At 52.2% G+C, this 12437-nt stretch carries 9 protein-coding genes; 1 reads left to right on the top strand and 8 read right to left on the bottom strand.

Annotated features, from left to right (window positions below):
* Positions 1-260: 260 nt before the first annotated feature.
* The 5 genes from KDX31_03980 to trmH form a co-directional block, all read right to left on the bottom strand.
* Positions 261-2402 carry a TRAP transporter fused permease subunit gene (locus tag KDX31_03980; protein ID UTW04184.1) on the bottom strand — a complete coding sequence of 714 codons (2142 nt, stop codon included), beginning with the start codon at positions 2400-2402 and terminating at the stop codon, positions 261-263.
* Positions 2403-2506: 104 nt separating this feature from the next.
* Entirely contained in the window at positions 2507-3535 is a 1029-nt protein-coding gene (locus tag KDX31_03975) for a TAXI family TRAP transporter solute-binding subunit (GenBank protein ID UTW04183.1), read from the bottom strand.
* A 298-nt stretch (positions 3536-3833) separates the two neighbouring features.
* Positions 3834-5210, bottom strand: coding sequence for a sigma-54-dependent Fis family transcriptional regulator (locus KDX31_03970; GenBank protein UTW04182.1), 1377 nt, complete (start codon positions 5208-5210; stop codon positions 3834-3836).
* Positions 5211-5212: 2 nt separating this feature from the next.
* Complete coding sequence (locus KDX31_03965) at positions 5213-7309, bottom strand: PAS domain S-box protein (protein ID UTW04181.1); 2097 nt, start codon at positions 7307-7309, stop codon at positions 5213-5215.
* Positions 7310-7375: 66 nt separating this feature from the next.
* Positions 7376-8074: a tRNA (guanosine(18)-2'-O)-methyltransferase TrmH gene (trmH, locus tag KDX31_03960; GenBank protein UTW04180.1), complete on the bottom strand. Its 699-nt coding sequence runs from the start codon at positions 8072-8074 to the stop codon at positions 7376-7378.
* A gap of 128 nt (positions 8075-8202) precedes the next feature.
* Between trmH and KDX31_03955 the strand changes: the two genes are divergently transcribed.
* Positions 8203-9069: a prephenate dehydratase gene (locus KDX31_03955; protein ID UTW04179.1), complete on the top strand. Its 867-nt coding sequence runs from the start codon at positions 8203-8205 to the stop codon at positions 9067-9069.
* A 66-nt stretch (positions 9070-9135) separates the two neighbouring features.
* Here the strand turns inward: KDX31_03955 and KDX31_03950 are convergent, their stop codons facing one another.
* The 3 genes from KDX31_03950 to putP form a co-directional block, all read right to left on the bottom strand.
* Positions 9136-10053: a hypothetical protein gene (locus KDX31_03950; protein UTW04178.1), complete on the bottom strand. Its 918-nt coding sequence runs from the start codon at positions 10051-10053 to the stop codon at positions 9136-9138.
* A gap of 157 nt (positions 10054-10210) precedes the next feature.
* Positions 10211-10387 carry a hypothetical protein gene (locus tag KDX31_03945; protein ID UTW04177.1) on the bottom strand — a complete coding sequence of 59 codons (177 nt, stop codon included), beginning with the start codon at positions 10385-10387 and terminating at the stop codon, positions 10211-10213.
* Between the two features lie 414 nt (positions 10388-10801).
* A complete protein-coding gene (gene putP / locus KDX31_03940; GenBank protein UTW04176.1) occupies positions 10802-12295 on the bottom strand; it encodes a sodium/proline symporter PutP in 1494 nt (497 codons plus the stop codon).
* Positions 12296-12437 lie beyond the last annotated feature (142 nt).

The following is a 12437-nucleotide window of genomic DNA, read 5'->3' as shown; positions in this document are numbered from 1 at the left end:
CCTATATCTAGCCAGCCTTTATAATACTGACAGTACCCTGCAAACACGCGGCGATAAGAGCTAATGCTATATCCACCGGCTAACAAAGTACGGGGAACCTGGGTTCCAGACGCTAATTTAACAAATTGACGTCTTATGAATAAGTGATATTACTCACTATTTATCTTAAAAACGAAAAAACCGGCTGTAAAAGCCGGTTTTAATTTTTCAGTCAGGGTTTATCCGCCCTGTGCCTATGCCACAGTGCTATGTCAGAACGTCTATGCCAAAGCATCAGCCTGACACTCCCTGCGTGAACGGCTGTAGATAAACAGAGCAATAAAGGCCAGCAAGCCCAGACTACTGATCCACCACTCACCATGAGGCCACAGCATCAGCCCTCCCGCAGCACCGGAGATGAGTCTGAAGAATGGATTCAACGGACTTTCAAGATATCCCTCCATGAAACCCACCAGCGCGTAAATACCAAATACTGAGAAGAAGAAGATACTCAATACCTCCGCAGTCGTGCCACCGATAAAGTTGGTATAGGCAAACAGCAGCGGCACAATATAGAGCCCCTTTGCGATCTTCCAGGCGGTAAAGCCCGTTGCCATAGGCGGCGTCTTAGCGATGGCTGCGGCGGCAAATGCCGTCAGACAGACGGGTGGCGTGACATTAGAGTCCTGAGACAACCAGAAGATGATCATATGCGCAGACAACAGAATCATGGTCAGATGCGCCGGATCAATCGCCTGCTCCAGCAACTGTCCTTTAAAGTCGCCCGGCACCAGCGCCAGTAACTGTTGCGCATCAAGCTTACTCATCGGCTCAGCCAGAAGTGCCGCTTTCTCGACATCAACCAGCAGGAAGATGGTCCGGGCGACTTCCGGCAGCGTGCCGCTGACCATCATATCCACCAGTTGCATCTCCGCAATCAGATTGTACAGCGCAGGGGCCGACAGCGTTGCCAGAACAATATAGGCCGCCGTGACCGGAAGCCCCATGCCAAGAATCAAAGACGCCAGCGCCACCAGCAGAAGCGTGATCAGAAGACTTCCGCCAGCCCACTCAGCAACCATCAGAGAGAAGGTATTACCGATACCGGTCATCGCCACCACGTTAACCACCAGGCCTACCGCAATCAACAGCATCGCCGTTGTCGCCATATTTTTGGAGCCCTGGGCCAGCGCATCAAAGATATCTTTGAGGCCCATCGGGTGCCTTGACAGCCAGGATGAAACAACCACCGAAATAATGGAGATACCTGCGGCATAAGTGGGTGTAAAACCGTAAATCAGCAAACTTACCAGTACCACCAGCGGCAACAGATAATGCCAGCCATCCTTAAACACTTCACCGATAGGACGGGTATCCAGCTCTACCGCGTGCGCCTGACTGCGCATCGCTTCGACACGAACAAAAAAGCCCACCGAAAGGAAATACAGCAATGCCGGCAATGCCGCTACAGCGATCACATCCACATAGGGGATCTGCGTATAGGACGCCATAATGAATGCCCCGGCCCCCATCACAGGCGGCATCAGCTGCCCCCCGGTCGAAGCGGCGGCTTCAACACCCGCGGCAAAACGGGCGGGGAAGCCGGCCTTCTGCATCAATGGAATGGTAATGACCCCGGTAGACACAGTATTTGCCACAGATGAACCGGACACCGAGCCCATCAGGCCAGAACCCAGCACCGCAACAAATCCGGGACCGCCTACCATCCGCCCCGCCGCACAGCGGGACAACTCGATAATAAAATCCCCGGCACCGGACTTCACCAGAAAGGCACCGAAGAGAATAAACATAAATACATAGGTCCAGGAGATCCGGGCAATCTGCCCAAACATCCCTTCAGAAGAGAAGTAGCTGCGATACAGCAGTGTTTCCAGACTCAGGCCCGGAAAACCAAAAATTCCGTCAATATACTGTCCCCACCAGAATACATAGGTCAGGGCGACCAGAATCATGCAGGGGATAAACCAGCCAGTCGTGCGACGCGCCATCTCCAGCGCAATAAAGATTGCGCACAGTGAGAAGACCCAGTCAAGATCGTCAAACTTAACACCGCGGGCATAAAGGGCATCTTCAAAGCCGATCAGATAAAGGGCACAGATAACCGCGGCACACCCTAAGAGGATATCCAGAATCAGTGTGACACGACGACCCGCCACAGTACTGCTGCGCACCATCGGAACCATCAGCGCACACAACATCGCAAAGCCGCCAAAATGGATAGCAGACACCCATAGTTCGGAGACGGTACTCAGGGTATTAAAGTAGATATGTACCAGGGCAAAAAGAACACCGGCCCAGTAAATAAAACGTCCTGTAAGCGAATGCTCCGGACGCTGTAACAGCTCAAGACTCTTCAGTTTTGCGGCTGTTTCCTGGTCGGTATTGGTATCAATAGAACTCATAGCGGTATTCCGTTGACGATGAACGTAAAACAAAAGATAGCGGGGGCTCAGAGCGCCCCCGCCAGATCGCCGAACTGATTATTAATACAGCTCAGCGATACAGATCACTCAGCGATAAGATGCTCGGGAATAGTCAGACCCGCTTCTTTGTAGTAACGGGCAGCACCCGGGTGCAGCGGCAGAGGCAAACCTTCAATCGCCTTTTCAAGAGACATCGCCTTGGTTGCCTTATGAATACCGTTCAGGAACGGCAGGTTTTCGTAGATGGTTTTAGTCAGCAGGTAAACATCTTCCTCTGACAGGTCATCACGAACTGCGAGGAAGTTAGGCTGCGCCATGGTGTTGATATCTTTAACCTGACCCGGATAGGTATTAGCCGGGATCACATAACGGGTCCACAATTTATAGCGACCATTGGCTTTTTTGATCTGTTCATCGGTAAAGTCCAGCACTGTCATATCGCTGCCCAGCGACGCATAAGCACGGGTAATGGCCGATGTTGGCACACCTGACGGGATATTCATCCCTTCGATAGTGCCGTTCTGCAGTGCATCCGCACTGGGGCCATAGCCCATATAAGCCATATTAAAACTGTCCGCATCGGCGCCCAGACCTTTCAGAATCTGCAGACCAGACCCTTCTGTGCCGGAGTTTTTCTTGCCGATTGAGAATTTCTTGCCCTTCAGCCCGCCAAGGTCATCAACGGTACCGGTCTTTGCCAGATCTGATTTAATGACAAACTGCTCAACGTTCTGCCACAACATAGAGACGGAGCGGAGATTCTTCTTCGGACCGGTTGAGGCGAAAGCACCCTCTCCATTCCAGGCCCATGCACCATAGAGCCCCTGCAGAATCGCAAACTGAGCCTCATTTTCGTCCAGCAGCTTAATGTTCTCACCGGAACCCGCAGAGTTAATAGCAGACAGTGACACCTTATACTTCGGTTCAAGCTTCACTTTTGTCAGTGTCGCCAGAGCCACACCGACTGGATAGTAGGTTCCTCCGGTAGAGGCGGTCGCAAGAATATAGGAGCGATTCTCTTCAGCCTGTGCGATAGCAGCGCCACCCAGAGCCGCACTCAGTGTGACTGCAAGGCCCAGGCCTTTGATCAGAGTTCGTTTACTACTTTGCATGTTAAATTCCTTCTCTCGGGATTTATTGTTAGTGTCCATCGTATAATGCAATGCCAATGCCAAGCCAAAAAATAAACACCAAACCGTTGATATATATGAATTATTTATCTTCCTAGCTATTCAAAGCCACACAGAATAAGCAAAAAGTTGCCGATTACCAACACAACCGATAAGCAAGAACTTGCTTACAAGGGTGTCATTTTCCCTCTGTATCCAATGAATCGCACATATCGGGGTCGGTAAAATTAAAGTAAAGCAGAGTTTTTCAGGAATGCCGGGGAAATAAGCAACTTTTTGCCTATTCTCCGGTTGAGTCGATGAAGTGGGCGCGATCGATCTGATACTTGACCATTTTCTGATTAAGTGTTCGGCGCGGCAGATCCAGCATCTCCATGACCGCTTTGATGTTGCCGTGGTGTTGCTGCAACGCGTCGCAGATCACCTTATATTCAAAGTTTGCCACCTGGGCAGCCAGCGGCAGCGTACTCTCCAGCCGATGACTGCTGACCGGCTCAATGGCGCTTTCAGGATAGATAAGATCAGCCACAGGCTGCATATCATCCAGCGCATAACGCACGGCAATATTCTTCAGTTCCCGGACGTTACCCGGCCAGGCATACTGTTGCAGATTGGTCAGATCCTGACGGGTTATCCTGCGCAACTCACGCCCGTGCTGGGTTGCGGCCTGGCGGGCATAGAATTCAAACAGCAGCGGAATATCTTCGATACGTTCACGTAACGGGGAGAGGTAGAGGCAGGACACATTAAGCCGGTAGTAGAGGTCCTGACGGAAATTCTCCTCCACGGACAGATCCGCTTTCGATGCAGCGACAATACGCAGGTCCACCGGCACCTGCTTATTGGACCCCAGCGGCTCAATCACCCCCTCCTGTAAACTGCGCAGTATCTTCACCTGCAGGCTGGCGGGCATACTTTCAATTTCATCCAGCAACAATGTGCCGCCATCGGCATGCTGAAACTTGCCGGTACGCTTTTTAGTGGCGCCGGTAAACGCGCCGGCTTCGTGACCAAACAACTCAGTTTCAATCAGGTTTTCCGGAATCGCACCGCAGTTGATCGGTACAAAATTTCGCTCACTGCGGGGACTGAACTCATGCAGACACTGAGCAACCAGTTCTTTACCGCTGCCGGTTTCGCCATAGATAATCACATTGGTATTCAACGCGGCGTATTTAAGAATATCACGCCGCAGTTTCTGGATCGCAGGCGAGATGCCGATAATCTTAGCGTCAATGCCGCTGCGGGATGCCAGATCCTGCTGCAGGCGCAGATTTTCCAGCACCAGCAGTCGTTTTTCACAGGCGCGGTTAATCGTTTCAACCAGCCGTTCAGGCACAAAAGGTTTCTCAATGAAGTCATAGGCGCCATCACGCATCGCGCTGATCGCCATATCCACATCGCCATGGCCGGTTATCAGAATCACCGGCAACTCAGGGATAATGGCACGCGCCTCCTGCATAAACTGTAAGCCATCCATCTGCGGCATCCGGACATCACTAACCACCACACCGGGAAACTGCTCATCAAGGTGGGTCAGCGCCTCAGTTGCCCGGTCACAGGCGATCACCTCGAATCCGGCCATCTTCAACCACTGAGATGTTGACTGCCGGATCACCGGATCATCGTCCACCAGCAATACCTGACCTCTGTTCATGATCACTCCTCTGACTGTCTGATTAATGGCAAGCTGACACGAAAGCAGGTATAGCCGGGTCGGCTGTTAACCCGGATGGTCCCACCCAGATCCTGCACGATTGAACGGACAATTGGCAATCCTAACCCCAGCCCTTCGCCAATCGGCTTGGTAGTAAAAAAGGGCTCAAACAGCTGTGACTGGCTCTGTGCATCGATGCCGCCGCCATTATCAATCACCTCAATACTAACGCTTTCTGCACTGTAGTGTATCTGAATCTCCAGACGCGGCTCGGCGACATCTGTCAGGGCATCACAGCCGTTACTGATCAGGTTAACAAATATCTGCTCCAGACGGGCACTGTCACCACTGACCCGCAGTTGCAGATCGGCATCGGAGTCAGATCGAGAGTCTGATCGGGAATAGTCCAGCTCAATCTGTTGCTGCTCTATGCGCGGACGAAACAGATCAACCACCTGATCCAGTGCCAGCAACGGATCAACCGGGGAAAGATGCTGGGGTTTCTGGTAAGCAAAGGTTTTCAGCTGCCGGGTGAGCACCACCATCCGACTGATCAGATCGTTTATCAGCTCAAGATTATTGTCCAGCTGCTCGGTGTCCTGCCGCTCAATCAGTTGACGGCAGATCGCAATATAGGTTCTCAGGGCCGTTAATGGCTGATTTAACTCATGCACCACCGCTGATGACATACGCCCTAATGCGGCCATTTTCTCAGCCTGTACCAGCTCATCCTGGGCCTCCCGGAGCGCCTGAGTGCGTTGCTGAACCTGATGTTCAAGCTGATCATTGGCCTCTTGCAGCGCCCGTTCCAGTCGTTTACGCGGCGTAATATCGATCACCGTCACCAGATAATTGACGCTGGCTTCCCGCTTGATCTGCTTGATTGAAAAAAGCATGGGAAATGTATTGCCATCGGACCGTTTGCCCACGGTTTCCATCGCGGTAACCGGCGCAAAACCGCGGCTATCCAGACGGTCCAGAACCCGTTTCAGGACCCCCTGTAACACTTCGGGTTCAATCAGGTCACCGATATAGTTTCCCTTAATCCGCGGCATCGACACACCAAACTGCTGCATCGCCATCGGGTTAATAAACAGAATCTGTCCCTGGTTATCCAGCGTAATCATGCCAACATGCGCGTTATTGATAATATCCCGCTGCCGCGATTCGCTCCGTTCCAACGCCTGTTGCGTCTCTCTTCTGGAGATATGCTTCAGCTGCCGTTCCCGTAGCAGAAAGACCAGCAACGAGATCACAATACAGAAGGCGATAGTAAACAGCGTCGCATTGCGCTGTATCCGACCCACCTCCTGCAGATCGTTCAGCACCGAAACCTGCCAGCCAAGGTCATCCAGAGTGACGGTCTGTAACACTGCCCTGGTGCCGTTAGCCAGCCCCACCACGGTTATATCAGAACCATCGAAGAGCTGATCGGTGCGCTGTTTCTGGACAACCTCCTGCAACTGTTTAGCCGTCTGAAAGGCCTTACTGGCGATCAGAATATGCCCCTCTTTGCTGAACAGGTAATGGCTGCCCTGATCCAGCCCCGCCTGCAACAGCGCCAGATCGAGCCGCACCGTTGCCACCCCCATCAACTGACGCTTCACATAGACGGGCGCTGAAAGGTAGGCAGCCCCCTCACTTTCGCCGGAGGGCAACACCAGTTGAAACCCCTGCTGTCCCTCCAGCGCCTGCAGAAAGTAGGCTTGCTGACGGTGACTGACGGTGTAGAAATCCTGCTGCTCACGCCAGTGACTAAACGCCTGAGCACGTCCCTGCACATCGAGGACAAACAGGGCTGTAGAGCCTGCCACCAGGTTAGTTTGTTCAAGATAGCGGCTGACCCGGGCAATTCTGTCCGGAGTGGGATTGCGCAGCAGCTCCGCCACCTCGTTACTTTGTGATATGAGAAATGGAAGGTATTTATAGTCAGCCAGTTCCGTACGGGTCTGGCTGATAATATTCAGCAGCTGGTTTTCACCACTTTCCTTCAAGTCGGTTAAGGCCCAGTTGCGGACAAACTGGGTCACCAGCGTCGTGCCCGCCAGAGAGAGCAGCAACATCAACAGGGCAAGCGGAACAAAACGCGGAAACTGCACTCACTCTCTCCTGTTATGTATCAAGGCAAGGGGTCATAAAACAGATGATCAGAATCTCAAAGGCGATTACCACTGCCGTTTCGGGGCTGATTCATCGCGCACAGCCTGATACCAGGCAGGCGCATCCGTCAGCGCCAGCAGTTCATCCAGCGGCGGATACTCCAGCCCCTGTTTATGACAAAAGTCAGCAAGCTCAGGAAAGCTCCATTCAAACAGAGTATCCTTATATTCCTGCGGATCAAGTCTGGACGCCTCATACATTCCCGCCTTGAGACGCTGATTCTGAGCCTCCACCAGAATAATACCTGCCGCGGTGGACACATTCAGTGAGCCCACCATCCCCATCATCGGAATCAGGATATGCTCATCCGCAAGCGCGGCGCCCTCATCACTGACACCGAACTTTTCCGCCCCCATCAACAACGCAGAGGGTACGGTAAAATCCACATCCCGGTAGTCGATAGCGCGATCGGAAAAATGCGCCGCATAGATTTTCATCCCCTGAGCTTTGGCCCCGGCCACGGCTTCTGTCACCGAGCTATGATTTTGCGTTTTCACCCAGCGATCGCTGCCTCTCGTCGTGCCTTTAAACCCGTAGCCCTCTTTGGGCGTCACCGTATGGATGCGAGGAATCCCCACCGCATCACAGGTGCGAATTAAAGCCGCGATATTACGAGGCTTGTGCACCTGATCGGTGATCAGGGTCAGATCGGGCTGGCGGCGGTTAAGGGTTTGAATAAGTTTCGCGGTACGTTCCGGAGTCATCGGGGTCCCAAATTAAGCTGGTAACAAAGTTGCTGCCATATTACTGAAAAATGTCAGTCTGCTCACTGCAAAAATCAAAATCTGTGACATAATTACCGCCTTACTTATTTTCATTAACCGGAACCAACATGTCAGCTGCACCGAACATCATCGCTTTTCAGGGCGTCGAAGGCGCCTACTCACATCTATCCTGTCGACGGGTATTCCCGGAGATGGAGGCGTTTGCCTGTGAAACCTTTGTTGAAGCGATGTTTATGGTGGATCAGGGCAAAGCCAAGCTGGCGATGATCCCACTGGAAAACTCAACCGCTGGCCGGGTGGAAGAGATCTACCGGCTAATGCCGAAAAGCGAGCTGCACATTATCGGCGAGCATTTTGAACCGGTAAATCACTGTCTGCTGGGCATCCGGGGAACCACCATTGAACAGCTGAAAACGGTTTCCTCACACCCGCAGGCGCTGGCACAGTGTGACGGACATATCAAACAGCTGGGCATTGAGCCGATAGCCGCATTTGATACCGCAGGTTCTGCCTATGAACTGGCACAAAATCCGGACAACACCCATGGCGCTATCGCATCCAGTCTGGCGGCAGAGCTTTACGATCTGGAGATCCTGCGGGACAACTTTCAGGATGTTACCGGCAACACCACGCGTTTCCTGATTCTGTCCAGTGAACAGGGGATTCCGGAGCACAAAGCGGACGTATCCTACATCACCTCCCTGATGTTTACCGTACGCAACATCCCGGCAGCACTCTATAAAGCACTGGGCGGCTTTGCCACCAACGGCATCAATATGGTGAAGCTGGAAAGTTATATGGGCAACGGTCTGACCAAAGGTGCCAGCTTTCATCTGGATGTCGAGGGTCATCCCGATGACCGGATGATGCAGTATGCACTGCAGGAACTGAGCTTCTTTACCAAAGAGATGCGCAATCTGGGAACCTATGAAGCCCATGAATTCCGCGCCCAGAACCGGCCACTGCCGGAATAAGCTGATCGGCAGGTTTTCAGGGGCCATCACCGGCTTCACCTGAAAGTCTGCCAGATCGTTTACGGCTTACTCTTTACTCAGCTTCAGATAGACCCCCAGCGACATCAGCAACGCCACCGCAGCCATCAGCATCCAGACCGCATTCAGCACGTGCCCGCCACTGTCTACCAGCAGCGACTTAAACATCAGCAACAACGATTCTATCGACACCGCGATCACAATAGCCGACATAAAGCGGGTGATCGTTCGTCGGGAGGTATCGTGGTGATGAATGTCTTTATTCGATAAGACCTCCTCTTCCAGAATAGTTTTGCCCAGATCAAAGATCGCCAGCCCCAGAGTGATCAGTATCACGATCCCGAATGAGCGGGTGGTGACATCCCCGCCCAACTCAAACGCTTTCCACAGAGAAGCGCCTGCGGCGTAGATCAGCAAGATCGAAACCAGCACCAGCATACTGCCTATGGCCGCATAGATCGTCTGAAAAATGGGATGAATACCGGCTCGGATCTGATCGCCTTTCAGGTAGGATATCAGCCGTTGCAGATTAAAATTCATCACCAGATAGCCGGCCACATTACCCTCAGCATCATGTACCACCTGAACACTGGAAATCGCCAGCTGATGGGTCGCACAGGAAAGGTAGGGATCCGTAACACAGACCTGATTTTCCGTATTGCGGGCGACCAGCATATAGGGACGATGACTGCGGTCACGCCCTTTACCCGGCTCCCGCTGCTGCCGATAACTCACGCCGGGGCTGCACACGGTATCCATCAGCTGTACACCGTTAACATCCACGCTATACATCAGCTCAGCAAATGGATAATAGCGGCATATCCGGTTCATCACCTCAGCCTGAGCATCGCGGTCCGACAACAATGTGGTACCCGCAAAGCTGGTCATCATCGATTCCAGCAGCCGTTGAATAGCCTGCTCATATTGCTGATACTTCTCTATCAGCCGCAAATGGTTCTGTCTCATCGCAACTTCACCAACACTTCACTAAACATTTCACTAAACACTTCGCTAAACATTTCGCTAAACAGAGATGTGCCACCTGCCCTCTCCTTCGGAAAAAAGCAGGCAACACGGGTGCAAGGATATAAAAATACGCAGACACTCTGCGTGTTTTAAAAAATCAGTTTGAAGATAGAACGAAACAGTTTTCGTCGGGGTCGTCCGCCAGACCGCGCAGGTAATCTGCCGCGCGGTTGAAGCTTTCCGTCATTGAACTGACAGTTGAAGAGGTCTCGGTGACACTCTGAGACTGAGAAGAAATTTCAGAACGGTCCTGAACAGCGTTTTTAGTTTTCATGAAGCCTGTCTGCATTATTTATTATTGTTTGTCTGAGTCTCTGACTTACGCTCCGGCGCTGATATACGGTCACAGAAAACTCTTTACGAAGGTATAACAATACAACACAACCAAAAGACGTTTGATCTATTATTTACATATAAACAACCATGTTCGACTTATATAAAAATTAATTAAACACAAACAGATCATAAATAAACAAATTTAAGGTCATATTGACTAACCAGAAAAACAACCTTCCACAACAATACCGGACTCGCGCTAAAAAGTAGCGATAACAGTCAGCGATTCAGATAGGTAACCCTTTATTTTCCAAAACAATTCAAAGAGCCAAGCGGCCCCTCCTGCAGGAGGGGCATGATTACAAACAATGGACTGAACGCCGGCCATATGAGCGACAGCCCCATTCGCGGATTAGCGGGTATTAATCTCCCGGAACTCGCCGGTAGACTGAGTGCCAAGACTGACCAGATAGATAGCCAACCAGGAAGCAATAAAACCCGGCAGGATTTCATACACACCCGGGCCGCCCAGGAAACTGCTATTCCAGCCCAGCTGGATCCAGGCAATGACCGTAATCGCGCCCACTACCAGACCCGCCACGGCACCACTACCGGACATACGCTTCCAGGTCAGCGACAATATGATCAGCGGACCAAATGCCGCGCCAAACCCGGCCCAGGCATGGCTGACCAGACCCAGCACCTTGGAGTCAGGGTTACCGGCAATTATCGCCGCCGCGATCCCGACCAGCAGCACACAGATTCGACCGATAAAAACACTTTCACGTTCACTGGCTTTTGTATGCAGGAACAAACGATAAAAGTCTTCCGTCAGCGATGACGACGACACCAGCAACTGACTGGAAATCGTACTCATAATAGCCGCCAGCAATGCCGCATAGAGGAAACCCGTAATCAGCGGATTGAACAGCAGATCCGCCAGAATGATAAAAATAGTTTCGGCGTCTTTAACATCCAGGCCGTTACGGACAGCATAAGCGCGGCCGAACACGCCGAGACACACCGCCCCGATCAGGGAAATGGTCATCCATGTCATACCGATGTTCCGCGCCACAGATACATCTTTAACCGAACGAACCGCCATAAAGCGCACGATGATATGCGGTTGACCAAAATACCCCAGCCCCCAGGTAACGGCCGACAGAAATCCAACGAGCGTCAAACCGTGAGTCCACGAAAGATAATTCGGATCGACCGTGGCAAGTGTTTCAGAGGCCTGAGTAAAGCCGCCACCACCACTGCCAAACAACACCACGGCAGGCATCAACACCAGTGCAATCATCATGATGCAGCCCTGCACGAAGTCAGTCAGACTGACCGCCAGGAAGCCGCCAATGACCGTATAGGTCAGTACGATGCCCAACGTCAGCCAGATTCCCACCGAGTAATCACTGACCCCACCAACACTGATCAGTCCGCTAAAAGCACTGGAAAACAATTTACCGCCCGCCACCAGACCGGAAGCGGTATACACGGCGAAAAACACCACGACAATAATCGCGGATACCGTGCGCAGCGCAAAGGCGCGACTCGGAAAACGGTTGGCGAGAAACTCGGGAATGGTCAGACTGTTATCGTAACGCTCGGTCTGTTCGCGCAAACGCGGCGCAACGACAATCCAGTTGACCAACGCCCCCACCAATAACCCTATACCGATCCACGCTTGCACAAGTCCCGAGGCAAACAGCGCCCCCGGAAGTCCCAGCAGCAGCCAGCCACTCATATCCGAGGCTCCGGCAGACAGCGCCGCGACCGAAGGCGGCAGGTTTCGCCCGCCCAACATATACTCTTCGGACGAGGCGGTCGACTTACGCCAGGCATAAAAGCCGATGGCAATCATCAGTACAAAATAAAGCGTCAGACTAACCCACACACCAATCGCCATGATAATTCCTCCCATATCCGGTCAGCACAACAACCGCCTGTACACCCCGAATCACTTTTCGATTACTTAAAGTTGTAGTTGTAAATGTGACAGTTCACAAGTTGAGCTTGAGCAGACAGGCTGTCTATCAGACAGACATTCA

The sequence above is a fragment of the Amphritea atlantica genome (genome assembly GCA_024397875.1).
Taxonomy (GTDB): Bacteria; Pseudomonadota; Gammaproteobacteria; order Pseudomonadales; family Balneatricaceae; genus Amphritea; species Amphritea atlantica_B.
Note: the sequence above shows the minus strand (reverse complement) of the source record. Positions and strands in the feature narration are given on the sequence as shown.

Bases quoted from the DNA above. Each gene is read 5' to 3' on its own strand.
- KDX31_03980 (UTW04184.1), bottom strand. From the start codon at position 2,402: ATGAGTTCTATTGATACCAATACCGACCAGGAAACAGCCGCAAAACTG.
- KDX31_03975 (UTW04183.1), bottom strand. From the start codon at position 3,535: ATGCAAAGTAGTAAACGAACTCTGATCAAAGGCCTGGGCCTTGCAGTC.
- KDX31_03970 (UTW04182.1), bottom strand. From the start codon at position 5,210: ATGAACAGAGGTCAGGTATTGCTGGTGGACGATGATCCGGTGATCCGG.
- trmH (UTW04180.1), bottom strand. From the start codon at position 8,074: ATGACTCCGGAACGTACCGCGAAACTTATTCAAACCCTTAACCGCCGC.
- KDX31_03955 (UTW04179.1), top strand. From the start codon at position 8,203: ATGTCAGCTGCACCGAACATCATCGCTTTTCAGGGCGTCGAAGGCGCC.
- KDX31_03950 (UTW04178.1), bottom strand. From the start codon at position 10,053: ATGAGACAGAACCATTTGCGGCTGATAGAGAAGTATCAGCAATATGAG.
- KDX31_03945 (UTW04177.1), bottom strand. From the start codon at position 10,387: ATGAAAACTAAAAACGCTGTTCAGGACCGTTCTGAAATTTCTTCTCAG.
- putP (UTW04176.1), bottom strand. From the start codon at position 12,295: ATGGCGATTGGTGTGTGGGTTAGTCTGACGCTTTATTTTGTACTGATG.